General features: G+C 63.1%; 20 protein-coding genes. 1 reads left to right on the top strand and 19 read right to left on the bottom strand.

Annotated features, from left to right (window positions below; all coding sequences use genetic code 11):
- Positions 1 to 7 precede the first annotated feature (7 nt).
- Positions 8 to 1,303, top strand: coding sequence for an MFS transporter (locus EKH80_RS02550; protein ID WP_230473372.1), 1,296 nt, complete (start codon positions 8 to 10; stop codon positions 1,301 to 1,303).
- A 69-nt stretch (positions 1,304 to 1,372) separates the two neighbouring features.
- On the opposite strand, the gene tilS is transcribed toward EKH80_RS02550, so the two are convergent.
- The 19 genes from tilS to uppS all read right to left on the bottom strand — a co-directional run bounded on the left by tilS (position 1,373) and on the right by uppS (position 25,625).
- The gene (gene tilS / locus EKH80_RS02545) at positions 1,373 to 2,677 is read right to left on the bottom strand and encodes a tRNA lysidine(34) synthetase TilS (RefSeq protein ID WP_230473371.1); all 1,305 of its coding nucleotides are present in this window, start codon (positions 2,675 to 2,677) and stop codon (positions 1,373 to 1,375) included.
- On the bottom strand, positions 2,670 to 3,419 hold the full coding sequence (locus tag EKH80_RS02540) for an NYN domain-containing protein (RefSeq protein ID WP_126683137.1): 750 nt from the start codon (positions 3,417 to 3,419) through the stop codon (positions 2,670 to 2,672). Before EKH80_RS02540 ends, tilS begins: the two co-directional genes overlap by 8 nt.
- Before the next feature lie 114 nt (positions 3,420 to 3,533).
- A complete protein-coding gene (locus EKH80_RS02535; protein WP_126683136.1) occupies positions 3,534 to 5,072 on the bottom strand; it encodes an adenosine deaminase family protein in 1,539 nt (512 codons plus the stop codon).
- A gap of 88 nt (positions 5,073 to 5,160) precedes the next feature.
- Positions 5,161 to 5,547, bottom strand: coding sequence for a VOC family protein (locus EKH80_RS02530; RefSeq protein WP_126683135.1), 387 nt, complete (start codon positions 5,545 to 5,547; stop codon positions 5,161 to 5,163).
- A gap of 11 nt (positions 5,548 to 5,558) precedes the next feature.
- A complete protein-coding gene (locus EKH80_RS02525; protein WP_126683134.1) occupies positions 5,559 to 6,515 on the bottom strand; it encodes an acetyl-CoA carboxylase carboxyltransferase subunit alpha in 957 nt (318 codons plus the stop codon).
- Between the two features lie 167 nt (positions 6,516 to 6,682).
- The gene (locus EKH80_RS02520) at positions 6,683 to 7,438 is read right to left on the bottom strand and encodes a Mut7-C RNAse domain-containing protein (protein ID WP_126683133.1); all 756 of its coding nucleotides are present in this window, start codon (positions 7,436 to 7,438) and stop codon (positions 6,683 to 6,685) included.
- A 203-nt stretch (positions 7,439 to 7,641) separates the two neighbouring features.
- Positions 7,642 to 10,614: an ATP-binding protein gene (locus EKH80_RS02515; protein ID WP_126683132.1), complete on the bottom strand. Its 2,973-nt coding sequence runs from the start codon at positions 10,612 to 10,614 to the stop codon at positions 7,642 to 7,644.
- 65 nt (positions 10,615 to 10,679) lie between these two features.
- Positions 10,680 to 11,096, bottom strand: a complete 417-nt coding sequence (locus tag EKH80_RS02510; RefSeq protein WP_126683131.1) for a response regulator — start codon at positions 11,094 to 11,096, stop codon at positions 10,680 to 10,682.
- 140 nt (positions 11,097 to 11,236) lie between these two features.
- A complete protein-coding gene (dnaE, locus tag EKH80_RS02505) occupies positions 11,237 to 14,797 on the bottom strand; it encodes a DNA polymerase III subunit alpha (protein WP_126683130.1) in 3,561 nt (1,186 codons plus the stop codon).
- Positions 14,798 to 14,945: 148 nt separating this feature from the next.
- Positions 14,946 to 15,146, bottom strand: coding sequence for a hypothetical protein (locus tag EKH80_RS02500; protein ID WP_126683129.1), 201 nt, complete (start codon positions 15,144 to 15,146; stop codon positions 14,946 to 14,948).
- 214 nt (positions 15,147 to 15,360) lie between these two features.
- Positions 15,361 to 16,014 carry a ribonuclease HII gene (gene rnhB / locus EKH80_RS02495; RefSeq protein ID WP_126683128.1) on the bottom strand — a complete coding sequence of 218 codons (654 nt, stop codon included), beginning with the start codon at positions 16,012 to 16,014 and terminating at the stop codon, positions 15,361 to 15,363.
- Complete coding sequence (gene lpxB, locus EKH80_RS02490; RefSeq protein ID WP_126683127.1) at positions 16,004 to 17,206, bottom strand: lipid-A-disaccharide synthase; 1,203 nt, start codon at positions 17,204 to 17,206, stop codon at positions 16,004 to 16,006. The genes rnhB and lpxB overlap by 11 nt, the downstream gene beginning before the upstream one ends.
- Positions 17,207 to 17,266: 60 nt before the next feature.
- The gene (lpxA, locus tag EKH80_RS02485) at positions 17,267 to 18,040 is read right to left on the bottom strand and encodes an acyl-ACP--UDP-N-acetylglucosamine O-acyltransferase (protein ID WP_126683126.1); all 774 of its coding nucleotides are present in this window, start codon (positions 18,038 to 18,040) and stop codon (positions 17,267 to 17,269) included.
- Positions 18,037 to 18,510 carry a 3-hydroxyacyl-ACP dehydratase FabZ gene (fabZ, locus tag EKH80_RS02480; protein WP_126683125.1) on the bottom strand — a complete coding sequence of 158 codons (474 nt, stop codon included), beginning with the start codon at positions 18,508 to 18,510 and terminating at the stop codon, positions 18,037 to 18,039. Before fabZ ends, lpxA begins: the two co-directional genes overlap by 4 nt.
- Positions 18,503 to 19,528, bottom strand: coding sequence for a UDP-3-O-(3-hydroxymyristoyl)glucosamine N-acyltransferase (gene lpxD, locus EKH80_RS02475; protein ID WP_126683124.1), 1,026 nt, complete (start codon positions 19,526 to 19,528; stop codon positions 18,503 to 18,505). Before lpxD ends, fabZ begins: the two co-directional genes overlap by 8 nt.
- 144 nt (positions 19,529 to 19,672) lie before the next feature.
- Positions 19,673 to 22,114: an outer membrane protein assembly factor BamA gene (bamA, locus tag EKH80_RS02470; protein ID WP_126683123.1), complete on the bottom strand. Its 2,442-nt coding sequence runs from the start codon at positions 22,112 to 22,114 to the stop codon at positions 19,673 to 19,675.
- A gap of 213 nt (positions 22,115 to 22,327) precedes the next feature.
- Complete coding sequence (gene rseP, locus EKH80_RS02465; RefSeq protein ID WP_126683122.1) at positions 22,328 to 23,677, bottom strand: RIP metalloprotease RseP; 1,350 nt, start codon at positions 23,675 to 23,677, stop codon at positions 22,328 to 22,330.
- A 177-nt stretch (positions 23,678 to 23,854) separates the two neighbouring features.
- Positions 23,855 to 24,682 (bottom strand): phosphatidate cytidylyltransferase, encoded by an 828-nt coding sequence (locus tag EKH80_RS02460; protein ID WP_126683121.1) that lies wholly within the window; start codon positions 24,680 to 24,682, stop codon positions 23,855 to 23,857.
- 196 nt (positions 24,683 to 24,878) lie between these two features.
- A complete protein-coding gene (gene uppS, locus EKH80_RS02455; RefSeq protein WP_126683120.1) occupies positions 24,879 to 25,625 on the bottom strand; it encodes a polyprenyl diphosphate synthase in 747 nt (248 codons plus the stop codon).
- Between the last annotated feature and the right edge of the window lie 151 nt (positions 25,626 to 25,776).

Here is a 25,776-nt window from a genome sequence, read left to right as displayed (position 1 = left end):
AGTTTTTGTGACGACGATTGCGTCCGCGCCTGCCGCCGAACCGGGCGGCATGGGCTTTTCCGGCTATCAGAAGTTCGTGGTGGCCGTGCTGGCTTTCCTGCAATTCACCATCGTGCTGGACTTCATGCTGCTGGCCCCGTTGGGAGCGCTGGTGGTGCCGGCCTTGCACATCACGCCGGAGCAATTCGGCCGGGTGGTGTCGGCTTATGCCTTTGCTGCGGGTGTCTCCGGCATTCTTGCGGCGGGCTATGCCGATCGCTTCGACCGGAAAAAGATCCTGCTGGTGTTTTATGCCGGTTTCATGCTCGGTACTCTGTTCTGTGCGCTCGCCCACACCTATGTCCTGCTGCTGCTGGCGCGCATGGTGACCGGCATGTTTGCCGGCGTGGTGGGTGCGGCGTCGATGGCCATCGTCACCGACCTGTTCCCGCTCGCCATGCGTGGACGCGTGATGGGTTTCATCCAGTCAGCATTCGCGGCGAGCACGGTGCTGGGCTTGCCCCTGAGCCTGTGGATGTCCAGCCGTTGGGGCTGGAATTCGCCGTTTTTCCTGGTCGTGGCGGTGTGCACGGCGGTGGGCGGCTCGATCATCGGACGCCTGCGCCCGGTCAATGCGCATCTGGCGCTGCGCCCGGACAAGAACCCCCTGCATCACCTGCTGCATACCTTGACCACCCGTTCCTACCTGATCGGCTTTGCCACTACGGCATTGCTTACCATGGGCGGCTTCATGCTGATGCCTTATTCGACCCTGTTCGTGGTGCATAACGTCGGGATTTCGATCGAGAATCTGTCGGTGGTGTATTTAGTCACGGGTCTCGTGTCGGCAGTAATGGGGCCCTTGCTCGGCAGGGCCAGCGACACTTTCGGCAAGTTCCGCGTGTTCGCGTTCGGCTGCGCGGTAACCATCGTGATGGTGCTGATCTATACGCGGCTGTCCAATGTGCCCTTATGGACTTTGATCACGGTGAGCGCGCTGCTGCAGATAGGCATTTTCTCGCGCATGATTTCCTCGTCGGCGTTGATGTCGGGCTTGCCCAAGCCGGCCGATCGAGGTGCCTACATGTCGATCAGTTCTTCGCTGCAGCAGATGTCCGGCGGCCTCGCCGCCATGTTGGGCGGCATGGTCGTGGTACAACTGGATGACGGCAGGCTGATGCACTTCGACACCCTCGGCGACATCCTGGTCTGCACCACTCTTGCGTCGTTCGTCCTGATGTATTTCGTCAATCGACGGGTAATGGGTGCAACGGCGGCCGCGCATCCGGCGGCGCTGGAAAGCAAAGTCAACCAGGAATCCTGACTCAAGCGCTTCTGATTGTCTGTTCAAGCCGCCGGGCACAGGCCTTCCGGGGGACAGATCAGAGCATGCTTAACGGCCCGGCCGCCAATGCGGCCGGGCGCCTGCTTCGCGGAAGATCGTTTCGGCACGTGCGCTCAACCAGTGATCAGCCACCGCAACAAGCTGATCACCTTCATAAAGCAGTGGACAAAAATCCCGCTGCCACGGTGGAATCGCTCCGCTCTGGAAAAGCGCGCGAAGTTCGCGGGTATGGCGGTCGCCGGCCGGCTTGATGCGCTCGCCTCCGCTCCGCCAGCGCACTTCGAGCGCGACAGCCAGCCGCGAAACAGGCTCCAGGGTCAGTGAGCCACCATCGGGGAGCCTCAGCTCTTCGCCTTGCCACGACAGTGCGCCCGGCGATGATGGCTGGCTGCGAAGAGCCATCGCCCACAGGCGGTTCCTCCACACGTGCACTTCGGTGCCTGGCCATTGGATGCGTGGCAATTGACCCTCCTGCGCCGTGCACTGTCGTTCAAGCTGCTGACGCTGCGCCGTTGTAGGCGCTGACAAACCTTGTGCATGCAGCCAATGGGCCAGCAGCGGATCGCGTAGCGCGGAAGGCAAGGCAAGCCAGCCGCGTGCGTCGAGGCTGTTGCTGGCGTCGTCGCGCAAGTTTTCGAAGGCGGCAAGCCAATCCTGCTGCAAGGTATCGGCGGCCATTCGGCACAGCATGGCACTGTGCGTGATGGAGATCATTGCCTGTGGCCAATGCGCTCTCAGCAGCGGCATCACTTCATGACGCAGATGATTGCGGGCCAGCTGGCGGTCATCGTTCGAGGGATCGTGAATACAAGGCAGGTCGTGCGCCTCGATGTAGTCGCGCAATACCTGGCGCGGCACATCGAGCAATGGCCGCCATGCCAGGCCAGGCCCGAGGGGTCGCTCCACTCGCATGCCGCCGAGTCCCTCCGGTCCTGCGCCGCGCAGGAGCTTCAGCAACACGGTTTCCGCCTGGTCGTCCTGGTGGTGGCCGAAAACCAGTCGTTCATGGGCGTGTACATGCTCAGCAAAGATGGCATAGCGTGCATGGCGCGCCGCGGCCTCCAGGCCGATACCGCCGGAGCGGTCCACTTTGGCGACGTACACTTCGCATGCAAGTCCCAGCGTGGCGCTGAACGCGCGGCAATGGGCTGCCCAGCGTGCGCTTTGCGCGTGCAGGCCATGATCCACATGGATGGCCCGCAGGCCGCGGGTGCGCGCTGCGGGAAGATGCGCCAACGCATGCAGCAATGCCGAGGAATCGGGACCGCCGCTGAAGGCGACGCAAAGTGGACCTTCAGGGTGCTCGCGCAACGCCTGTTGCAAGGTATCGGACAAGGAAGTGCGGTTAGCCACGAGCCACCGGCTTGAGCTTGTTGCGGACATAGATCGCCTTCGGACGGCCTTCGCCCGGGCTGCGCCGATCCAGTTCGAACAGGTCGATCGCCGCGATCAGATCGCTCAATTTGCCATAGCCGAAGCTACGCGAATCGAAATTCGGCCGCTGCTTGGTGATGATCGAACCCACGCCGCCGAGGCCTGCCCAGCCTTCGTCGTCTGACGCGGCATCGATGGCGTTGCGCAGCAAATTGGTCAAGCCGGTGTCTTTCTTCAACTGCGCCGGTGAGCGTGGCTGCAGCGGCTGTTCTTCATCCGGCTTGGCGGCGAGGATTTCGGTGTAGATGAACTTGTCGCAAGCCGCCACGAACGGTTCGGGCGTCTTGCGTTCGCCGAAGCCGTAGACGATCAGGCCCGATTCGCGGATGCGCGCCGCCAGCCGGGTGAAGTCGCTGTCGCTGGAGACGATGCAGAAGCCGTCGAAGCGGCCGGTATAGAGCAGATCCATCGCATCGATGATCATGGCCGAATCGGTCGCGTTCTTGCCGCTGGTGTAGCTGAACTGCTGGATCGGCTGGATCGATTGCGTGAGCAACTGCTCCTTCCAGCTCTTCAATTGATTGCCGGTCCAATCGCCGTAGGCGCGCTTCACGTGGGCGGTGCCGTACTTGGCCACCTCGGCCAGCAGTCCGTCCGCGATTGCCGGCTGGGTGTTGTCGGCGTCGATCAGGACGGCGAGCTTGATGCTGTCGCTGGCCATGGCGGCCTCCTGCGCATGGGGAAGATCGGCGTAGGTTGGGGTACAAACCCCAACATTGTCATCCCCAATCGGGTGCGAGGTTGGGGTTGGCATCCCAAGCTCCGCCCCATTCGTTCAGTGCGCCTCTTCAAAGGCGTTAAATCGATGTTCCAGCTCCCATTGCGCCGAGGCTTTCTCGCTGCTGCCCAGGAATTGCCGGCAAAGGCTGGCGGGATGGTCGCTGCCCGGTGACTGGCCCTGACAGGCCTTGGACGTCCACAGGCTTTCGCCGGACAGAAAACTGTAGGTGAGGCTGTTGCGTGCCATTTGTTTCAGCGTGCGATAGCCGAGGCTGAAGTCTTCGGCGGCGCGCACATATTCGTGGGTGAGGTCGATGCGCGAGACGCCTTCGTCATCGGTGGACAGTGCCACCGGCACGTCATGCTTCAAGTACCTCGGCAGCGGGTGATCGGCGCCATGCACGCCGAGTATCACGTCGTTGCTGGTAAGGTTGACCTCGACCATCACGTGGTGGGCGGCCATTTCATCCAGCAGTTCCTCCGGGCGGTCTTCATATGTCACGTCCACACCGTGGCCGATGCGTTTGGCATGGCCGACTTCCACCGCCTGGCGGATGTGGAAGCGCAAGCCTTCGGAGGGTACCAGTCCAGGCGCCAGTTCTCCCGCATGCAGGCTGATATGCACCTTCGGATAAAGGCGATGCAGATAGTCGAGCATGCGCATCTGCAAGCGGTAGTCGCGCATCGATAGATAGCCATCTTCAGCCATCACGAAATTGATGCCGACCCAGCGCGGATCGACCGAAGCCAATTCGAAGCCAAGCAGGGTTTGCGCGAACACGCGCTCGGGCGCTGCGCCGCGCAAGACCTGGTACAGGAAGCGGATCTGCACCTTGCAGGCCGTGTCGGCCCGGGAGCCGTCGCAATGCTGCTGGCGTTTGCGTTCGGCCAGTGCTTGGGTGAGCAGTTGTTCGTCGGCGCTTATGTCGTCCTTCAACCCATGTTCGAGCAGCTGCTGGCGCATGCTGTCGAAGTCGGCTTGCCAGCCCAGCGTGCGAGCCAGTTCCCGGGCATGCGCAAAGGGCGGCGTGGCCATCAATTCCAGGTATTGCTCGTTCTGCGCAGCGGCGCGCGTGCTCACTTCGTTGAGCCAGTCGCCCATGTGCTGTTGCGGGGTGACCGCTTGGAAGCGACCGAAGCTTTCGAAGAACTGGTCATGACCGGAGTGGCCGTTGGAGGGTACGAAGCTGCGCATGGAAAACGCATCCACCAACGTGTCGTAGAAATGCTGGTCGCTCAACGCATCGGCGGCAGGTCGCCGGCCGCTTCCGCAATTCGGAGCGCCGGCCGTGTGTTTGTCGACCAGGCTCGACGTGGCAACGTCCACGCACAGGTCATCGGTGGCGGCCTGGGCGATCCACGATTCGGCGTACACCGCGCCGCTGAGGTGGCTGTGCAGGTCGCCGCCCTTGGGCATGGCAGCGAGAAAGGCATGCAGGGCGAGCGGGCCTTGCTGGCGCGCTGCATCGAAGGCTTTGTCGGTCCGAGTCTCCGCGGTATCGGCTTGCAGCGGGATGGCCTGCGCCGATACTTGAGCGGCGCACGCGATGGCCGCGGCCAGGATCGCGCTGCGCAAAAAGGAGTAAGCCTGCATGGAAGCATCGCGTGAGTGAGTGTCAGGCGATTCTTCAGCAAAACACGAAAGGCCGCCAGCTATTCCTGGCCACTGCCTAGGGATGCCGCTAATGGCGGAAATTCAATTCCACGCCGACGCCGGCAGGGTCGGTAAGGAACACTTGCACTTGCGGCGGCATGTCCACCACATCGATGCGATAGGGGACGCCGGCTGCATCCAGCTTGGCGCGCATGGCAGGAAGATCAATGCAGGCGAAGGCGATATGGTCCAGCCAGCCGGTGTCTTGCGCGGCCGCTTCGCCGCCGCCGCGCGAGGTCAGATGCATGACCGGTTCGGCGCCGGCATACAGCCAGTAGCCGCGCGAACCCGAGCGAAATGTGGGACGAGGCCCCTCGTGCAGGCCGATGATGTCCACGTAGAAGCGGCGTACTCGCTCCAGCAACTCGGCGGGTGCGCTTAGGTTGACGTGGTCAATGCCTTGTACACCCGCCATGGCGCAAGCCCTTACTCGGTATATGCGCCGTAGTTGCGCAGGCGGCGGTAGCGCTGTTCGAGCAATTCCGGCGGCGGAATGGCTTCGAGTTTGTCCAGCTCGTTAAGCAGCACGGCTTTCAGGCGCACGGCCATGGACTGCGGATTGCGATGGGCGCCGCCCAGCGGTTCGCGTACCACCTTGTCGATCAGGCCCAGTTCCAGCAGGCGTGGAGCAATCAACCCCAAGGCTTCCGCCGCGTCCTTGGCCTTGTCCGCACTCTTCCAGAGAATGGAGGCACAGCCTTCGGGCGAAATGACCGAATAGGTGGCGTATTGCAACATGATCGTGCGGTCGCCCACGCCGATCGCCAGCGCGCCGCCGGAACCGCCTTCGCCGATGATGGTGCAGATGACCGGTACCTTCAGTTCGGCCATTTCCAGCAGATTGCGCGCGATCGCTTCGCTTTGCCCTCGCTCTTCGGCACCTACACCCGGATACGCGCCGGGCGTATCGATCAGGGTGAACAGCGGCAGCTTGAAACGCTCGGCGAGTTTCATCAGCCGCAACGCCTTGCGATAGCCCTCGGGCCGTGGCATGCCGAAGTTTCGGCGGATCTTGCCCTTGGTATCGCGCGCCTTCTGGTGGCCGATGATCATGACCGAACGCCCGTTGATGCGGCCGACCCCACCCACGATGGCGGCATCGTCGGCATACGTGCGGTCGCCGGCCAGCTCGTGGAACTCCTCGCACATCACGCCGATGTAATCGAGCGTATAGGGACGGGCGGGGTGGCGCGAGAGCTGGGTGACCTGCCAGGGCGTGAGGGCGCGGAAGATATCGGCCGTCTTGAGCTTGAGCTTCTCGCGCAGGCGGACGACCTCCTCGTCGATATTGAACGCCTGGCCGGAGCTGGCATGCCGCAGCTCCTCGATCTTGGCCTCCAGCTCGGCAATCGGTTGTTCGAAATCGAGGAAATTGGGGTTCATTCGGTCACTTACGTGGCACAGAAGCGGGCCAGTATACCCGGGGTGCGTTACGGGGCGGGAACGGGGGCGTATGGGGCAACGGTACACCCCGGACGGGACCAGCTCCCCTACGCCTGCCCCAGATCGAGTCCGGGGCAGGCCCTACAGGCAGGGGAGCGGACAAGAGACTACCCATCAGGCGTGTCGATGCCCGCGCTGGCCCGCAAAAAATCGCGCATATGCCGCCAATGCGAACCTTTCCAATACACCCGATGGCAATGGCTGCAAGTGACGAAGCGATCCTGGTGTTCCAGCACGTGCGCCGGCAGCCGTAGCCGCACGGCTGCCGCGTCGATATCCTGCAGAGGGGCATTGCATTGTAGGCATAGCGAGAACGGTCGAGCGCTGGCGCTCAGGTCCAGTCGCATGACGACTTCGTGCAATTGTTGCGGCGAGCTGAGCGCATGGACAAAGCATCCGTGCGTGACTTCGCGCCGCTTGAGCAGCTCCCGGTCGCGGGTGAGGATGATGCGCTCTTCCTGCAGCGATATTTCCACGATGCGGTCGTCCTGGAAGTGATTGTCGTACAGCGTGTCGAAACCGCACATGCGCAACAAATGCGCGAGGCCGCCCAAGTGTGCATCGGCCACGAAGCGCGTCATGCGCAAGGGTCGTGCACGCACGCGCAATAGCGGCGTGATGTCCAGTGCTTCGAATTTGGGGTACACCGCCACGCGATCACCGTCGCACAGAAGGTGGTTGAAGCCGGTGGATTTGCCGTTGACCAGTACCAGTTCGACTTCCGTGTGCGGCACGCCGAGCGCTTCGATCATGTGTTTGGTGGTCGCCGCCCGCGCGCAGCGCCGCTGGAACTCGCGCTGGCGCAGCGCCGGAGCAAGGAAATCGTTCAACTCTTCATAAAAACGGAAGCTTGCAGTGACCATGTTTCCTATGCTGCAGACCGCTTAAGGAAACTCTGAATAAGTTCAGAGTTTCTGCGGGCCAGGGACGGCCCGCCGCAAATCAGGCGCGTAAGCGCTTGATTTGGCGTAGCCGCGTCCGGGCGTGTACCGGACGCGGCGCGTCTGAAAAGGTCCGTGACGGACTTTTTCAGACCATCCTTAAGCAGAGCTTAGGTGAACCCGACCTACGGCAAGGTGAAATAGAAGGTCGCCCCCTTGCCCTCCGTGGCATCCGCCCAGATCCGCCCGCCGTGCCGGCTGACGATGCGGTGCACGGTGGCAAGGCCGATGCCGGTACCGGGGAATTCTTTTTCGCTGTGCAGGCGCTGGAACGCAGCGAACAGCTTGTGGGCATATTTCATGTCGAAACCGGCGCCGTTGTCGCGCACGTAATAGGCCACTTCGCCGTTTGCCCTGGTCGCGCCGAATTCGATCATGGGCTGCGCGCGCTTGCTGCTGTATTTCCAGGCATTGCCGATGAGATTGTCGAGGGCCGTGCGGAGCAGGCCAGGGTCGCCGCGGGTGGTGAGTCCTGGTGTGAGCTTGATCCGTATCTGGCGTTCGGGTTGCAGGCGCTGCAGCACGCTGATGGCTTTTTGGGCGAGATCGCTCAGATCCACCGGATCCCGTCGCAGTTCGGCACGCCCGATGTGCGCGAGCGTCAACAGGTCATCGATCGTTTGCCGCATGCCTTTGGCTGCCAGCAGCACCTGCTCCAGCAGCTCCCTGGCTTCCGCATCAAGCGTTTGGCCTTGCTGCATGAGCAGGATCTGGGTGAAGCCGTTGATGCTGCTCAACGGCGAGCGCAGATCATGGGCCACGGAATGGCTGAAGGCTTCCAGTTCCTGGTTGGCGCGCACCAGTTCCGCGTTCAAGGCGTTGCGTGTGGCCGCCATGGTCAGGTGAGTGCGCACGCGTGCGATCAATTCCGGCGCGGTGAACGGTTTGGCCAGATAGTCATCGGCGCCGTAATCGAGCCCTTCCAGTATCGCTTCTTCGCCGGCACGTGCAGACAGCAGGATGACCGGGATCGTGCTTGTGCTGCTTTGCGCCCGCAGCGCCCGCAGCAAGGCGAAGCCATCCATTACCGGCATCATGATGTCGCTGAGGATCAGGTCCGGAGGGTGGTTCAGGGCGCTTTCCAGAGCCGCCTGGCCGTCGCCGACCGCCTCCACTTCCCAATAGGGACGCAGCAGCCGGAGCAGGTATTCGCGCATGTCGCCGTTGTCGTCGGCAAGCAGGATGCGGCCAGCCGCCAGGGCCGGCTGCTGCTCCGGTCTGGAGTCGATGACGTGGCTGGAAGCGGGGATGGCCGACGTGTCGTTTCGATCAGTCGAAGGGCTCCATTGAGCCGCATCCAACACGAAGGCTGATGCCTTGGCCGATCGCGTAGCGGCCACGGGTGCCTGGACGATTCGTTCGGCCGGCAAATGGGCGGTACCGGCAGGAACGGCGACAAAGAAGGTGGTTCCTTCGCCTTCCACGCTGACGGCCCGCACGGTTCCCCCGTGCAGATTGACGAGGTCTTGGACCATCGCCAGACCAAGGCCGCTGCCTTCGAAGCTGCGGCCCTGCGATGACTCGACGCGATGAAAACGATCGAAGATATGCGGCAGTTCGTGGGCAGGAATGCCCACTCCGGTATCGCGTATGCGCAATTCGGCGTACGTGCCATGCCAATGGAGGGAGACTTCGATTTCGCCCTTCAGGGTGAACTTGAAGGCGTTCGAGACCAGGTTGAGGACGATCTTCTCCCATTGTTCCTGATCGACGTAGACCGGCTCCGGCAGCGGTGGACAGCCGATGATCAGGCGCATGTCGGCCCGTTCGACGAGCGAATCGAACGCGCTGGCCAATTCACTCGTCAGCCTGGAAAGGTCCGTGGGCACGAAGGACAGCGGCAGGCGTCCGGCCTCGATGCGGGTGAAGTCCAGCAGGCTGTTGACCAGGCGAAGCAGCCGGATGCCGTTGCGCTGGACTACGTCCAGCTCTTGGCCATTCAAGGGCTGTCGCCGGGCGAGCGCGTCTTCGACTGTGCCGAGGATGAGCGTGAGCGGAGTCCGAAATTCGTGGCTGACGTTGCTGAAGAAGGTGGTCTTGGCCCGGTCGATCTCAGCCAGCGCTTCGGCACGCTGTTTTTCCTCTTCGAGCGCACGCGCCTTGACCATGGCGCTGGCCACTTGATCGGCGGTAGCGAGAAAAAACGCGCGATAGCGTTCATCCAGCTTCCGATGCGGACTGATTCCCGCAACGAAGAACGCGGAGGGGGCCGCGTGGCCCGTACGGTACAGCGGAAACACGATGGCCTGTTCGGTTGGCGCGTTCCAACGGCCGCTGGGCATGGGTCCGAAACGGGTGCGCAGATCGTCGACGATGAGTTCCTGCCCGGATCGCATGATGGCTGCAAAGGGCCAGTCACGCGCAGCGCTTTGGTCGTCGATGGGTACCCGTGCAGACACCGGTTGCCCGTCGATCTCCTTCCAGCCATGCGCGGCGATAAGCGTGGCGCTTAGTGCCGACTGGTCCATGCCGTACACCAGTACAAAAGGTAGATCCAGCGCATTCGCGGCCAGTACGTCCACGGCGATCTGACAGGCTTCGCGCTCGGACCTGGCATCTGCTGCACGCCTGGCCAGGTCGTGCAGCATGCGGATCTGGCGTTCGCTTTGCACTTTTACCGTCGTTTCCTGCACGGTATTCAGTACGCCCGCCACGCTACCGTCGTCGCCGGGGATCGCACTGTACGAGGACGTGAAATACGTTTCCTCGGCCATGTCGCCGCTGCTGATGAACAGTTGCCAGTCTTCCATCCAGGTGGCGGGATGGCCTTCCCGTACGCTTTGCACCAAGGGGCCGGCTTCGTCCCAGACCTCGGCCCAGCATTGTGCACCGGGTTGGGCCAGCGAAGCGGGGTGCTTGTGGCGCAGAATGGGGCGGTAAGCGTCGTTGTACAGCTGCAGCAACTCGGGCCCCCACCAGATCATCATGGGAAACCTGCTGCCAAGCACCACGCCGAGCATGGTCTTCAGACTGCCGGGCCAGTTTTCGACGGGGCCGAGCCGGGTCCTGGACCAGTCGGTGGCGCGCATGAGTGCACCCATCTCGCCGCCATCGGCGAACAGGTCCGACCAAGTGCCCACAGGTGGCTTGTCGCTCATGACGAGTAAGGTGACCCGAACGTCTATCTCTTGGGCTTTTTCAGCAAGGGAAGCCTTGAATCAGTTCACCGTTTCAGCCACTGCTGTTCAATCTTTTTGATCAAGGCGCAGATGTCTTTGAATTCGGCCGGTTTGCAAACGTAGCCATCGGCGCCGTGGCGGATGACTTCGGCTTCGACCTCGGCGGCGTCGGCTCCGCTGTAGATGAGCACCGGGACCTGCCTGGTGCGTTCGTCGGCGCGCAACTGGGCCAATACTTCCAGCCCGTCCACCCTGGGCAGATGCATATCGAGCAGGATCAGTTGCGGCAGCGCAGTTGAGGCGGCTTGGCCGTTTCCAAGCAGCATGTCCAGGGCGGACTCGCTATCGTGCACCGCCCGCAGGGTGATGCGGGACTTGTTGGCGCGCAGCGCATACCTGAACAAGTCAGCCGTAGTGGGGCTGTCGTCAATCAGCAGAATATCCGGCGCACCCGTGCTCATGGGGTCCCCCTGGGAATCCACGCATCATCGTTGCGGTACTGACGGCGCTTAAGATAAGTCGAATTTTGGCCGGGGATGTTAAAACTTGGGTGTTTCCAAGGAGTTGAGAAAACGTGCTTTAGCCATTTCTCAACATCCGGCTAATCCCCGTTGCCGGTCTTGACGATTCTTACGCTGGCGTCCAGCACACCCGGCATGCCTCGCAGCGCGCGTAGCAGTTCGGGGATGGCGTGTACCTTCCATTCCTGCCCCAGTTCCAGGTCGGCCTGGGCAATGGTGTTGCGATATCCGTTGAGGATGACGCTGGCGTTGCCGCCACGGTGGCCGGCAAGGGCCTGGCGGAAGGGGGCGATGAAGTCCGGGTTGATGCCATTCACCTTCACCCGCAGCAAGCGCGCATAGCGACGGCAGGCGTCAGCCATGGACATGGCGCTGCGGGCGCGCAGCTGGAAGCCGCCACCAGAGAATTCGTCAATGCGCAGCCCGCCTTCCACCACCAGCAATTCGTCGCGCGTGAGCAGTGGTGCGACCTGCTGGTACAACTCGCCGAAGAAGCTCACCTCGATGCTGCCGGTGCTGTCTTCCAGGCGCACGAAAGCGTCGCTGTCGCCACGCTTACGCACGGCGATTACCATGCCGGCCACCGTCCAGGGCGTGTCGGGGCCGCGGCGGAAGCGGTTGTCGTCGCCATCGTTCTTGCGTGGGCGTGGCGGCTGATAGCGGTCGGCGATTTCGCCCAGCGGGCAGGTGGAGAGCTGGGCCAGTTCCTCGCGCCAGGGATCGGTGGGATGGCCGGACAGGTAATGGCCGAGCGTTTCGCGCTCGTACTGCAGCTTCTGCTCCAGTGGCCATTCGGGCGCAGTGGGCAGGTCGACTTGTACCACTGGCGCCATCGCGCCGCTGCTCTTATCCGACATGAAGGCCCCGAACATGTCGTTCTGGCCGGACTGGCGGTCGCGCAGGTGCTGCTCGGCCGCCTTGATGGCGTCCGGCAGCTGCAGCATCAGACTGGCGCGGGTGGGCGCCAGGGCGTCCAGCGAGCCGGAATGGATCAATGCTTCCAGCACGCGCCGGTTGAGCTTGGTGGGGTCGACGCGGCGGCAGAAGTCGGCCAGGTCCTGGTACCGGCCGCCTTGCTTGCGTTCCTCGGCGATCGCTTCACAAGCTCCTTGGCCGACGCCCTTGATGGCGCCCAGACCGTAGCGGATCACCCGGGGTTCCACCGCCTCGAACATGAACTCCGAAGCGTTCACGTCGGGGGGCAGGATCTGAAGGTTGATCGCGCGCGATTCGTTGAGAAAGATCACCACCTTGTCGGTGTTGTCCATGTCCGACGAGATAGTCGCGGCCATGAACTCGGCGGGGTAGTGCGCCTTCAGCCACGCGGTCTGGTAGGACACCACGGCATAGGCGGCGGCGTGCGACTTGTTGAAGCCGTAGCCGGCGAACTTTTCCATGTCATCGAAGATGGCATCGGCTTTCTCGCCGCTCAGCCCGTCCTTGGCCGCACCTTCGCGGAATTTGGCGCGCTCCTTCGCCATTTCCTCGACTTTCTTCTTGCCCATCGCGCGGCGCAGCAGGTCGGCGCCGCCCAGAGAGTAGCCGCCGACGATCTGCGCCATCTGCATGACCTGTTCCTGGTAGACCATGATGCCGTAGGTCTCTTTCAGGATCGGCTCGACGCGCGGATCGGGATAGATCACGTCCTCGCGGCCGTGCTTGCGCGCGACGAAGCTGGGGATCAGGTCCATGGGGCCGGGTCGATACAACGCCACCAGCGCGATAATGTCTTCGAAGCGGTCGGGTTTCGCATCCTTGAGCATGCGTTGCATGCCGGAGGATTCGAGCTGGAATACCGCGACCGTTTGCGCGCGCTTCAACAGCTCGTACGTGGGTACGTCATCCAGCTTCAGCGCCGAGATATCCAGCGCCTCTTCGCCGCTCTTCGCCCGGCGCGCATTGATTGCCTTCACTGCCCAATCGATGATGGTCAGCGTACGCAGGCCGAGGAAGTCGAACTTCACCAGGCCGACGGCTTCGACGTCGTCCTTGTCGTATTGCGTCACCACGCCGGCGCCGCCCGGTTCGCAGTACAGCGGCGCAAATTCGGTCAGCGGTTTTGGCCCGATCACCACGCCACCGGCGTGCTTGCCGGCGTTGCGGGTGAGGCTTTCCAGCTTCAGCGCCAGGTCGATCAGCGTTTTGGCTTCTTCGTCCTGCTCGTACAGCTCGCAGAATTCCTTCACCACGCGATCGGGCTCTTTCTGCGCCTTGTCCGAGCGGCCCAGTGCACACGACAAGGTGAGGTCGAGCGGGCGCGGAGGGATCAGCTTGGCGATCTTGTCGACGGCGTTGTAGCCCATGCCGAGCACACGGCCGGAGTCGCGCAGTACCGCCTTCGCCGCCATCGAACCATAGGTGATGATCTGGCTGACGTGGTCGCGGCCGTATTTGCGCGCCACGTAGTCGATCACTTCATCGCGCCGGTCCATGCAGAAGTCGATGTCGAAGTCCGGCATCGAAATACGCTCTGGATTCAAAAAGCGTTCGAACAGCAGGTTGAACTGCAGCGGATCCAGGTCGGTGATTTTCAGCACCCACGCCACCAAGGAGCCCGCGCCCGAACCGCGTCCCGGCCCCACCGGAATGCCGTTCTGCTTACCCCAGTTGATGAAGTCCGCCACGATCAGGAAGTAGCCGGGGAAGCCCATCTTGATGATCACGTCCAGCTCGCGTTCCAGGCGTGCCTGGTAATCGGCGAGCGTATGGCCCGGCGCAAGCGGCGCATGAGCGAGGCGCTCCTGCAGGCCTTCGCGCGCTATCTCGCGGATGTAGCTGGCCAGGTCGTGGCCTTCCGGCACCGGAAAATTCGGCAGGTAGTAGGTGCCGAAGGAAAGCTCCAGATTGCAGCGTTTCGCCAGTTCGACCGTGTTTTCCAGGGCTTCGGGGATGTCCGCGAACAACTCGGCCATCTGCTCGGGCGTTTTCAGGTATTGCTGGTTGCTATAGTCGCGCGGGCGCTTGGGATCGGCCAGTACGCGGCCCTGATGAATGCACACGCGGGCCTCGTGGGCTTCGAAGTCGTCCTGCTTCAAAAAGCGCACGTCGTTGCTGGCGACGACCGGCAGATCCAGTCCGGTCGCCAAGGTGAGCGCGGCGTTGTTCCAGGCTTCCTCGCCTTCGCGGCCGCAGCGGCTCAATTCCAGGTACAGGCGATCCGGGAACAGCCGCGCAATCGGTTGCAGACGCGACGTGGCGGTATCCGTTCCCTGGTTGACGGCGACGCGTGCGACTTCGCTTTCGCGACCCAGCAGCGCGATCAGGCCGTCCGTCGCCTGCGGAGTGAGCCAGGCGGCTTCGACCAGCGCGCGGCCGCCTTGCTGGCCTTCGCGCCAGGCGCGCGAGACGAGGCGGGAAAGGTTCAGATAGCCGTCGCGGTTCTGGCACAGCACGCTTAAGCGCCACGGGCGCGGATCGTCCGGGGAACTGATCCACAGGTCGCAGCCGCCGATCGGTTTGATGCCCGCCGAGCTGCACGCCTTGTAGAACTTCACCAGGGCAAACATGTTGCATTCGTCGGTGAGCGCCACCGCGGGCGCGCCGGCCTGCACGGAAGCAGCCACCAGCGCTTTGATGCGGATGGTCGAATCGACCAGCGAATATTCGCTGTGCAGATGCAGGTGAGCGAAACGGACGGACATGGCGCGCACGCGAAGTAATGGCTCAGCCTAGCGAGCCAGTCCGGCGCGGGCAAGCATTGACAAGGGCGGGGAATAGGGAAAAGGAAACGGGCAGCGTCACGGTTACCGCAAGCTTAACGGTCCCCGACCCCCGTTCCTTGTTTTCCATTCAATGCACCCGGAATCGTTCCGTTTCGACGATCGGCTCGATGTAATGCGAAAGGCCTTCCACGCGCACTGGTTGCAGGTCGTAGTCGACGTGCTGCGGATGGAGTTCGCTGATGACATTCGGCGGCATTGCGGCAGCCTCGTTTTTGCGCTTCTGGCTGGCCGGTTTTGGCGTTGGGCGGCGACGGAAAGGAAACATCATGACACCCTCCTCGAAAGTCCGGTGTCTGATGAGTTATTTGCCGGCACCGGACGGTGGCGCATCCGTGCAAGACGGTCGTTACGCCGTGGTTGGCATGCACGCGCATGCGGCGTTCCTTAAGTCCATTCCTATACCTGCTCAGATGCGTGCGCAATAGGCAAGGTTGCATAGGAAGATGAACGTCGCACTCGCCGAAAGAGGGGCACGCATGCGTTCAGAAAAGCCGCCCTTGATCCAGCAGTTGCTTGACCGGCGAGAAGCTGCGACGGTGCTCGGAACAGGGGCCAAGCCGCTGCAGTGCGGCCAGGTGGCTCGGGGTGGGATAACCCTTGTGCGCGGCAAAACCGTAGCCCGGAAATTGCGCATCCAGCGCGATCATCAGGCGATCGCGGCTGACTTTGGCAAGGATCGACGCGGCGCTGATTGCCGGCTCCAAGGCATCGCCGTTGACGATGGCTCGGGCAGGGCAGGGCAAGTCCTTGGGTAGCCGGTTGCCATCGATCAGTACTTCGGTCGCGGCGGGCGTCAGACCCAGTACCGCCCGCGTCATGCCGGCCATGGTGGCCTGGAAGATATTGATGCGATCGATTTCCTCGCGCTCGACCACCACCACGCTGTAGGCAAGCGCGTGTTCCACGATCAGCGGGAAGAGTTCTTCGCGTTTTGCCTCGCTCAGTTTCTTGGAGTCGTCCAGGCCTTCGATGGGATGTTGCGCATTGAGAATGACGGCGGCAACGACTACCGGCCCGGCCAGCGGGCCGCGACCGGCTTCATCTACGCCGGCGACACGTTGAGCGACGCGTTTTTCGCGTTCGCCTGCGTTCCCCCGCGGGGAGCGGAGTGGATCTGGTTTGAGCTTATCGTTCATGGCCGAGCAAGTCGACGATGGCACCAGCAGCGTGGTCGCCGGCATGTCCCGGCAGATGGCCACGCAAGGCTTCGTGCAATTGTTCGAAGGCCGCAACGATGGCGCCGCGCCGTTCGCTGTCGCGAAACAGTTGCAGCGTGGCGTGCGTCAGCTTGTCCGCCGTGAAATCGTCCTGCATAAGTTCGGGTGCCAGCAGCGTGTCCTTGCCTAGGCCACAGGCGCGGGCAAGAATGTTGGGCAGCGCGTATACGTCAGTCTTGAGCATGTTGAACAGGCGCGCGATGCGATAGCTCAGCGGCGATACGCGATAGCCGACCACCATGGGGCGCTTGGCGAGCATGGCTTCCAGCGTCGCCGTACCCGAAGCCAGCAGCACCACGTCGGCGGCGAGCATGGCCTCGTGGGCATGGCCGTCGAGCAGGATGGGCGCGGAGTCATCGCGCGGCCCACGCGCGAGCATGCCTTTTAGCGTGGCGAGGGCGCGCGAATTCGCCGCCGGAATCACCACGCGCAAGCCGGGCATCGCGGCGGTTATGCGCTGTGCTGCATCCAGGAAGATGCCGCCCATGCGTTCCAGTTCGGAGTGGCGGCTGCCGGGCAGCAGCGCCAGCACCGGTACGTCCAACGGCAATTGCAGCGCCCGGCGCGCCGGAACGCGATCGGAAACGAGCGCAAAGCGATCGGCCAGTGGATGACCGACGAAGCGTGCGTCGATGCCGTGGCGTGCATAGATCGGTGGCTCCATCGGGAACAGGCACAGCACGCGATGCACGCTCTGGCCGATCTTGTCCGCACGCTTTTCGCGCCAGGCCCAGATCGACGGGCTTACATAATGCACGGTGCGCAGGCCTGCCTGTTTCAAGCGGCGTTCGAGGCCGAGATTGAAATCGGGGGCGTCGATGCCGACGACAACGGCAGGCTGGGCGGCGAGCAAACGCGCGATCAGTTCCTTGCGCAGTTTCAGCAAGCGCGGCAGGTGGCCGATGACTTCGGCAAAACCGAACAGCGACAGTTCGCGAATGTCGTACCAGGATTCGAAGCCAAGTTCCTGCATGCGGCGGCCGCCGATGCCGATGAAGCGTGCCTGTGGGTAATGCTTGCGCAGGGCGATGATCAGGTCGGCGCCTAGCTGGTCGCCGGAGTCTTCGCCGGCGATGAGTGCGATTAGCGGAGTTGTGGCATCAACGTTCATGGTGCCGCCTAGAGCAAAAGCCCGTGCTTGATTTGACCATGTGCGAGGCGCACATGGTCGTCAGCGCGCCAACCCTCTTTCGCTGCGCTCAAGGAAATCCAGCATCGCCCGCACGTCCACGCTTTCCTGGGCCTGCGCAGCCAGCTGTTCGCGTGCTTCGGCCAGCGATAGACCCGAGGTGTAGAGCGTGCGGTAGGCGCGCTTGATGGCGGTGATGCGATCCGGCTCGAAGCCGCGGCGCTTGAGGCCGGTGGTGTTGAGCCCGCGGGGCCGTCCGGCCTGGTCATTGGCCATCATCAGGAACGGCGGCACGTCGGCGCCGAGCAGACAGCCCATGGCGATGAAGGCGTGGGCGCCGATCTTGCAGAATTGATGCGCGCCGGAGTAGCCGGAGAACACCGTCCAATCACCCACTTCCACATGGCCTGCCAAGGCCGAGTAATTGGAAAAAATGGTGTGGTTGCCGACATTGCAATCGTGGGCGATGTGCACGTACGCCAGCAGCCAGTTGTCATTGCCGATACGCGTGACCCCGCCGCCGTCACCGGTGCCGCGGTTGATGGTGGTGAATTCGCGGATCAGGTTGCGATCGCCGATCACCAGCTCGGTGCGTTCGCCGTTGAACTTCATGTCCTGCGGATCACCGCCGAGCGAAGCGAATTGCGCAATGCGATTGTCGCGGCCGATCTTGGTGGGGCCCTGGATCACCACGTGCGGTCCGACCACCGTGCCATCGCCGATCTGAACCTCGGCGCCGATGACGGTGAAGGCGCCGATGCTGACGTTGCTGCCGATGACGGCTGATGGGTCGATTTGCGCGGTGGGATGGATCATTTCTCCGACCTCGCGGCGCACATCAATTCGCAGCTTGCCACTTCGCGGCCGTCCACCAGCGTACGTGCCTCGAACAAACCCATGTTGCGCAGCAGGCGCTTGAGCTTCACTTCCATGCGGAGCTGATCGCCCGGCACGACCGGCGCGTTGAATCGCGCGTTGTCGACCTTGGCCAGATAGAACAGCGGGCTGGGCGAACCGCCCTTCAGGCGTGCGCTGATCTGCGTAAGCAGGCCTGCCGATTGCGCCATGGCTTCCACGATCAGCACCCCGGGCATGACCGGATGGCCGGGGAAATGACCGTTGAAAAACGGTTCGTTGATGGTGACGTTCTTCAGCGTCACCACGCTGCGTTCGGGCACGATCTCGATCACGCGATCGACCAGCAGGAACGGGTAGCGGTGCGGCAGCAGTTGCCGGATCTGCTCCACGCCCACCGGCAGCGTGATCGGGGTGGTGTTGTCAGTCATCGTTCTTATCCTTTTCCAGCGCCGACAATCGGCGCGCGTACTCGTCCAGGTGCTTGAAGCGCGCAGCATTGCGGCGCCACTGTCGGTTCTCCTGCAGCGGCACCCCGGAGGAATACTCGCCAGCCTCCCGAATCGAATGAGTCACCAGGCTCTTGGCCGTAATGGTAACCCGGTCGGCGACTTCCAGATGGCCAAGCACGCCGGCGTTGCCGCCGACCATGCAATAACGGCCGATTTTCGCACTGCCGGCCACGGCGGCACAGCCTGCCATGGCGGTATGCGCGCCAATGTAAACGTTGTGGGCGATCTGGATCTGGTTGTCCAGTCGCACGTCCTCTTCCAGCACGGTGTCGTCAAGCGCGCCGCGGTCAATGGTAGTGTTGGCGCCGATTTCACAATCGTCGCCGATCCGCACGCCGCCCAGCTGCGGCAGCTTCACCCAATGATCCCGGTCGAAAGCCAGGCCGAAACCGTCCGAGCCGATCACGGCGCCAGGATGCACCAGCACGCGCTTGCCGAGCGTCACGCGCGTGACCAGGGTTACGCGGGCAACCAGGCGCGATTGGGCACCGACGACGCATTCGTGGCCGATGATGCAATGAGGACCTAGCACGGCACCATCTTCCACCACTGCGCCCTCTTCAATGACGCAGTGCGGGCCAATGCTGGCGGACGCGCTTACGCGTGCGCTGGGCGCTATCACGGCGCTAGGATGCGCACCGGGCGCTGCGGCCGGCAGGCGTTCGAACAAGGCGGCGATGTGCGCGTAGGTCACGTAGGGGTCGCGCGCAATCAACACTGCAGTGGGAGAGCTGGTGACAACGTCGGCGCTCAGCACTACGACGCCTGCACTGGTGGTAGCCAACTGCGCGGTATATTTGCTGTTGGACAGAAAACTGAGCTGCGAGGGGCCGGCGCCGGCGAGCGTGCCGACACCGTCGATCACGCGCGCACCGTCACCACGGAACTCCAAGTCAAAGCGTTCGGCGAGTTGGGCAACGGTGTATGAGGTGGTCATCCTTCGGCTCCCGGAGCAACCGCCGCATTGTAGGGCTTGGTCCTTGCGGCAGGCATCTTTTGGCGATTCACAAGCTTTCGCAGGCTATAAAAGAAAGCGCGGCAGAGCCGCGCTTTCTGCAGGGTTTGATCCCCAGCGAACGCCTTAGAACTGGCTGCCGAAGGTGAACTGGATGCGTTCGGCGTACTGGTTGTCACCCGACTGTTTGCGGAACGGAACGCCCAGGCTGATGATCAGCGGGCCGATCGGCGCCTGCCAGTGCAGGGATACACCGGCCGAAGCATCGAGTTGCTTGGCACTGAAGCTCTGCACGTCCTTGTACGCCTGGCCGACGTCCAGGAACAGCGACACGCGCGCGGTGTTGATGTCCTTCAGGAACGGCAGCGGCAGGTACAGCTCCGCCGTACCCAGCACCTTGAACGCACCGCCGATGGGCTGCGCGTACGAATACGGACTGCCGGAGCAGTAGCCGTTGCGATCAGGCGTGATGGGGGCGCCGTTGCTGCCGGCGCCAGCGCAAGCACGCGGGCCCAGGGTGTTGTCCTGGAAGCCGCGCAGGTCGGTCACGCCGCCGGCATAGAAATTCTGCCAGAAGGGGTAGGTGACCTTTTCGCCGGCCTTGTAGCCGATCACGTTCTTGGGATCGGTGGCGTTGTAGTCGGCGGTGGTGGTCTTGAAGTTCTTGTTGCCGTAGGTATCGCCGTAAGCAACTTTGCCGTCCAGGTACAGCACGAAGCCCTTCCACATCGGCCAGTAGTGGTTGGCTTCGGCGTTCAGGGTCCAGTACTGCACGGTGGAGCCCGGCAGCGCCACGTTCACGCCCGCGGTGATCTCGCCACCGTGGGTGGGCGCCCAATACGAGTTGCGCGTGTCGTGCACCCAGCCCAGCGAGCCGGTCCAGGTGTGGATGGTTTCGTGGCCCAGCGCCGTGATGTAGTCGATCAACACTTGCGGCGTGTAGCCGTAATAGGTGTTGATCTTGGTGCTGCCGATGCCGAGGCTGCCGCTGAGGCGGTCGAAGTCGGTGACCGGAATGCCCAGCGTGGTCGAGAACGACTTGGTGCTGTTCGAGTAGCTGGCGTACTGGCTGCCCAGGCTGCTGTAGTCGGCCTTGGAGTAGGCGACGTTGTAGCCGATGCTGATGCCGTTGTCGGTCAGGTACGGGTTGACGTAACCCGCATTGACGGAGGTGAGGTAGTCGCTGCGCTGCGCGCCGACGGTGAAGTGGTCGCCGGTGCCGAGGAAGTTGTTCTGCGACACCGAGGTGGACAGGATGATGCCCGAGTACTGCGAGTAGCCCACGCCGAACGTCAAGCTGCCGGCGGACTGCTCTTCCACCTTCGCCGTCAGGTCGACTTCGTCGTCGCTGCCGGGGACGGTCTGCTTGTCGATGGTGACGGTCTTGAAGTAGCCCAGCTGCTGCAGGCGGATCTTCGAGCGGTCGATCGCCGCCTGCGAATACCAAGCGCCTTCGAGCTGGCGCATTTCACGCCGCAGCACGTCGTCTTCCGTACGGGTATTGCCCTGGAAGATCACGCGCCGCACATAGACGCGCGGACCCGGCTGGATATACCAGGTGACGTCCACGGTCTTGTTCTGCTTGTCGAGCTTGGGTACCGAATTGACCTTGGCGAAGGCGTAGCCGATGTTCGCCAGCAGGGCCTTGATCGAATCGGAAGTGGCTTCGATGGCGCGGCGGTTGAACAGGTCGCCGTCCTTCACGAAGACCAGCTTGCGCAACGTATCCTCGGGCAGGATCAGCTGGCCGAGCAGGTGGGTGCCGGAGATATGATAGATGTCGCCCTGGACGACGTCGGCGGCGATGTACATCGCGCGCTTGTCCGGCGCTATGGTCACCTGGGTGGAGTCGATGCCGAAGTCGGCGTAGCCGCGATCCATGTAGTAGGACTGCAGCTTTTTCAGGTCGCCGGACAGCTTGTCCTGGGAATACTGGTCGTTCTTCGAGTACCAGGACAACAAGTTGGTGGTGCCGGTTTCGAAGTTGTCCTCGATTTGCTTGTCGGTGAACGCCGTATTGCCGACGATGTTCACTTCCTTGACCTTGGCGACCTTGCCTTCGCGGATTTCGATGTCGATCGAGACGCGGTTGCGGTCCAGCGTCGTCACGTGCGGCGACACCGAGACGTTGTACTTGCCGCGGTTGTAGTACTGGCGGATCAGCTCCTGCTGCACGCGGTCCAGCGCCAGGCGGTCGAAGGTTTCGCCCTCGGACAGGCCAATGTCCTTCAGGCCTTTCTTCAGGTCATCGGTCTTGATGTCGCTGTTGCCGCGGATCGTCAGCTTGGCGATCGAAGCGCGTTCGGTCACCTTGATCACCAGGATGCTGCCGTCGCGCTCCAGCTCCACGTCGCTGAAGAACTTGGTGCCGTACAGGGCGCGGATCGCCTGCTGGGCTTCCTCGCTGGTGAGCCGGTCGCCCTTGTTGATCTGCAGGTAGTTGAAAACCGTACCCGCGGAGATGCGATTGAGGCCCTCGATGCGGATATCGGAAACGACGAAGGGTTCCAGCGCGAACGCGCCGGTCGAAAGGGAGGCAAGCAGGATCAGGGCGGCGATACGCTTCATCGTCGATTCCGTTGTGTTATTCGGACGGGGCGGCCTTGCGGCCGCCCCGCTGTATTTTTTTCCAAAGCCGGCATCATGCCGGCTTCAATTCGTTCCCCACTTGCGCTGGCCGAGCCGGCGGAAAAACACCGGGCACTGCGCAGGACGCAAGCTTTGCCACGCGATCGACGGCGCCAGCACTCAACCAAAGGTTGCGGGCGGCGTGCATCCGTCTCACGAAGGCAGGATGATGCGATGGATGTCGTTGTAGAAGGCCAACCCCATCAGCGTGACCAGCAAGGCGATGCCCACGTACTGGCCCGCAATCATGGTCCGCTCGCTGACTGGGCTGCCTTTGATCAGCTCGATAAGGTAATACAGCAGATGCCCGCCATCCAAGACCGGGATGGGTAGCAGGTTGATGATCGCCAGACTCAGCGACACCAGGCCGAGGAATTCCAGGAAGCGGTCCAGCCCCATCTGCGCGGCCGCGTTGGCGACCTGTGCGATGCCGATCACGCCGGAAAGATTCCGCGTCGATGCCTGGCCGGTGACCATCTTGCTGACCATGCCGAAGGTGTCGGTGGTGCGCTGCCAGGTGAGGGCGAGCGATTCGGTGAACGCCTTGGCCGGACCGTAATGCTGGATGGCGGCCTCGGCGGGGGGGGCGCTGATGCCGATGATCCATTGCAGCGGCTGCCCCTGTTCGGATTTCATCCGTGCCGTGACGGCGAAGCTCATCGGCTTGCCCTGGCGTTCGGCATCCACCGAGAGTCGCGGGGATTTCGCGGCGTTGGCCTTGATCAGCGCGCCGACGTCGTCGAAGTTCTTCACCGCATTGCCGTCGACCCGCAGAATGCGGTCACCCGCCTGCAGGCCGGCCAGCGCGGCCGGATCGCCGGGGGTGACACTGGCAACGACGGGCGGCGGGGGCGCCGGCGACAGACCCAGCTTGTCCGAGTATTGTCCGAGATCCTCGCCCGCCGGCAGACGATTGAGCGGTAGCACCAGCGAGCGCTCCTTGCGATCGGTACCCAGCACGGTGACCGCCAGCGGCGTGCGGCTCAGCAGCGCGTTGGCGATGGCATCGTACGAGTCGCTCCAGGTGCTGACCTGCAGCCCGCCGACCGTGAGCAAGCGGTCACCCGGCTGGATGCCGGCCTGCGCGGCAAGGCTTTGCGGTGCGGCGGTAACGATCGGCGCGTAGTCGGTGCGGCCGATCAGGAACATCAGCCAGAACGCGGCGATGGTGAAGACCACATTGAAGACCGGGCCGGCGGCGACGATGGCAATGCGCTTCCAGATCGGCTGGGCGGTGAATTCCAGGTGGCGCTGCGCGGGATCGATTTCGCCTTCGCGCGCGTCGAGCATCTTGACGTAGCCGCCGAGCGGAATAGCGGCGATCTGGTACTCGGTACCGTCGCGGCCGATGCGCTTCCACACGGCACGACCGAAGCCGATCGAGAAGCGCAGTACCTTCACACCACAGCGTCGGGCGACCCAGTAGTGCCCGAATTCGTGAAAGGTCACCAGCACGCCGAGCGTGACCAGCAGCCAGAACACCGAGCCAAGAAAGGGATTCATCAAAGCAGGTACGTCTCTTAGGAACTCAAAGCTTATCAGCAAGCGCTGCGAAGTACCCGCCGAACGGCCTGGATGGCTGCCCGGAGGCCTACGTTAGGGTAGGGTATCGACCACGACGGACGGCGGCAGTTCCTTATGCCTCGCAGCCAGAGGCACGATAATGGGGGACGGGATGGCTCAAAGCCCCAGTAGCAGTTTCCCCAGAGCAAACACCGGCAACGCCGCAAATACGCTGTCCAGCCGGTCCAGTAGCCCACCGTGACCCGGGAAAAGTGCGCCGGAGTCCTTCACGTTGGCGTGGCGTTTCATCAGGCTTTCCAGCAGGTCGCCCACGATCGAGCTGGCCACGGTGACAATGGTGACCACGATCAGGCCGAGCAGTCTGAGGTCGTGCACCTTCAGTAACCATCCCGCCACGGCAGCCACGAGCGCGCCGCTGGTGAAGGCGCCATATACCCCGATCCAGGTCTTGCCGGGGCTGATCTGCGGCGCCAGCTTGCGCTTGCCTTTGCCGAACAGGCTGCCGGCGAAATAGGCGCCGGTATCTGCGGCCCACACCAGCAACATGGCCAGGAACGTCCAGACATGGCCGTGGGGCTCGCTGCCATGGATGCTTAGCGCAGCCACCCAGGCGGGAAACACCACCAGGGCGCCGGCCAGCAGCTTCAGGTTGCGATTTTCGGGTGTCGGCGCGGCCGCGAAGGCGAAATGGCGCAGCCATACGCACACCAGCAGCCACCATGCCACCCCGACACCGATCAGCGCCTGCCACAGCCATGGCGTGGTCCGCATCGTCCACAGGGCGAGGAACAGCAGCAGGACGAAGCCGAGCAGTGCAGTGCGCGCCACGCGGCTTTGCACGCCTGCCAGCCGCGACCATTCCCAGGCGGCAGCCAGGAAGGCCGCCCCCAGCAGGCAGGCGAACACGCTGGTCGGCAATAGCAGGATCAGCAGGATCGCCAGCGGCGCGAGGAGCAGGGCGGTGATAACACGCTGTCGCAGCATGGCGGGTCCTAGCGGCTGGCTAAAGCCGCGGCGCTGCCTGGGCAGCGATGGCGTGAGAAGCGGGAAAGAGACGGGCGGTATGGCTGCCGGCCGGCCGGACGTTCGCATCGTCGCATGCCGGTATGTACGCCCTGGTTACTCTTCGTCCCTTGAGACGCAAGATTTGGACGGGGGCTCCGGGCTATGACGAGCCGGCTCAACGTGCTGCCGCCTGGGCGACTTGATCCCCGGTGCGGCCGAAGCGCCGTTCGCGGCGGGCGAAGTCGTTGATGGCCAGTTGCAGTGATGTCTGGTTGAAGTCCGGCCATAGCGTCTCGGTGAAGTACAGCTCCGCATAGGCTAGCTGCCACAGCAGGAAATTGCTGATGCGGTGGTCGCCACCGGTGCGGATGAACAGATCCAGCGGCGGCACTTCGGCCAGGCTGGTCCAGCGCTCGAAGGCGGCTTCGTCAATGGCGTCGACCGCAAGTTCGCCCCGGGCCACAGCCATGGCCGCCTGGCGTGCCGCTTGCACGACATCCCAGCGGCCGCCGTAATTCACGGCGATATTCAACTGCAGTTTGGTGTTTCCGGCGGTGCGTTTGGCCGCCTCGACCATACGTTTGTGCAGCGCCTTGTCGAAGGCTGACAGATCGCCGATGAATCGCAGGCGCACGCCGTTTTGGTCCAGCTCATCCACTTCCTTGTCCAGCGCGAGCATGAATAGCTCCAGCAGCGCGCCGACTTCATCCGGCGGACGCTGCCAGTTTTCACTGGAGAAGGCGAACAGCGTCAGCGCTTCCACGCCCTGGCGGATACAGCCCTCCACCACCTCGCGCACGGCCTTGCGGCCGGCATTGTGGCCGAAACTGCGCGGTCGGCGGCGTGCTTTCGCCCAGCGACCATTGCCATCCATCACGATGCCAATATGCCGCGGTATATGTTTGAGCGTGGTCGTGGTCATGGATGAAGAGTAACGGTGGCAACTGCGTCTGCTTCGCCGAGCGGTGGGCAGAACTCGCGTTCGCCAGAAAACGGCCACATGACGGCACCCTTCTGCCTCGCCGCGGCGAGGATGATGGCGAAAGCGGGGCTCACGCGGCCGGTCGGCCCTG

Source organism: Dyella choica (genome assembly GCF_003977665.1).
GTDB lineage: Bacteria > Pseudomonadota > Gammaproteobacteria > Xanthomonadales > Rhodanobacteraceae > Dyella_B > Dyella_B choica.
Note: the sequence above shows the minus strand (reverse complement) of the source record. Positions and strands in the feature narration are given on the sequence as shown.

Coding starts and splice junctions, on each gene's coding strand:
- EKH80_RS02540 (WP_126683137.1), bottom strand. CDS start 3,419: ATGGCCAGCGACAGCATCAAGCTCGCCGTCCTGATCGACGCCGACAAC.
- EKH80_RS02535 (WP_126683136.1), bottom strand. CDS start 5,072: ATGCAGGCTTACTCCTTTTTGCGCAGCGCGATCCTGGCCGCGGCCATC.
- EKH80_RS02530 (WP_126683135.1), bottom strand. CDS start 5,547: ATGGCGGGTGTACAAGGCATTGACCACGTCAACCTAAGCGCACCCGCC.
- EKH80_RS02525 (WP_126683134.1), bottom strand. CDS start 6,515: ATGAACCCCAATTTCCTCGATTTCGAACAACCGATTGCCGAGCTGGAG.
- EKH80_RS02520 (WP_126683133.1), bottom strand. CDS start 7,438: ATGGTCACTGCAAGCTTCCGTTTTTATGAAGAGTTGAACGATTTCCTT.
- EKH80_RS02515 (WP_126683132.1), bottom strand. CDS start 10,614: ATGAGCGACAAGCCACCTGTGGGCACTTGGTCGGACCTGTTCGCCGAT.
- EKH80_RS02510 (WP_126683131.1), bottom strand. CDS start 11,096: ATGAGCACGGGTGCGCCGGATATTCTGCTGATTGACGACAGCCCCACT.
- dnaE (WP_126683130.1), bottom strand. CDS start 14,797: ATGTCCGTCCGTTTCGCTCACCTGCATCTGCACAGCGAATATTCGCTG.
- EKH80_RS02500 (WP_126683129.1), bottom strand. CDS start 15,146: ATGATGTTTCCTTTCCGTCGCCGCCCAACGCCAAAACCGGCCAGCCAG.
- rnhB (WP_126683128.1), bottom strand. CDS start 16,014: ATGAACGATAAGCTCAAACCAGATCCACTCCGCTCCCCGCGGGGGAAC.
- lpxB (WP_126683127.1), bottom strand. CDS start 17,206: ATGAACGTTGATGCCACAACTCCGCTAATCGCACTCATCGCCGGCGAA.
- lpxA (WP_126683126.1), bottom strand. CDS start 18,040: ATGATCCATCCCACCGCGCAAATCGACCCATCAGCCGTCATCGGCAGC.
- fabZ (WP_126683125.1), bottom strand. CDS start 18,510: ATGACTGACAACACCACCCCGATCACGCTGCCGGTGGGCGTGGAGCAG.
- lpxD (WP_126683124.1), bottom strand. CDS start 19,528: ATGACCACCTCATACACCGTTGCCCAACTCGCCGAACGCTTTGACTTG.
- bamA (WP_126683123.1), bottom strand. CDS start 22,114: ATGAAGCGTATCGCCGCCCTGATCCTGCTTGCCTCCCTTTCGACCGGC.
- rseP (WP_126683122.1), bottom strand. CDS start 23,677: ATGAATCCCTTTCTTGGCTCGGTGTTCTGGCTGCTGGTCACGCTCGGC.
- EKH80_RS02460 (WP_126683121.1), bottom strand. CDS start 24,682: ATGCTGCGACAGCGTGTTATCACCGCCCTGCTCCTCGCGCCGCTGGCG.
- uppS (WP_126683120.1), bottom strand. CDS start 25,625: ATGACCACGACCACGCTCAAACATATACCGCGGCATATTGGCATCGTG.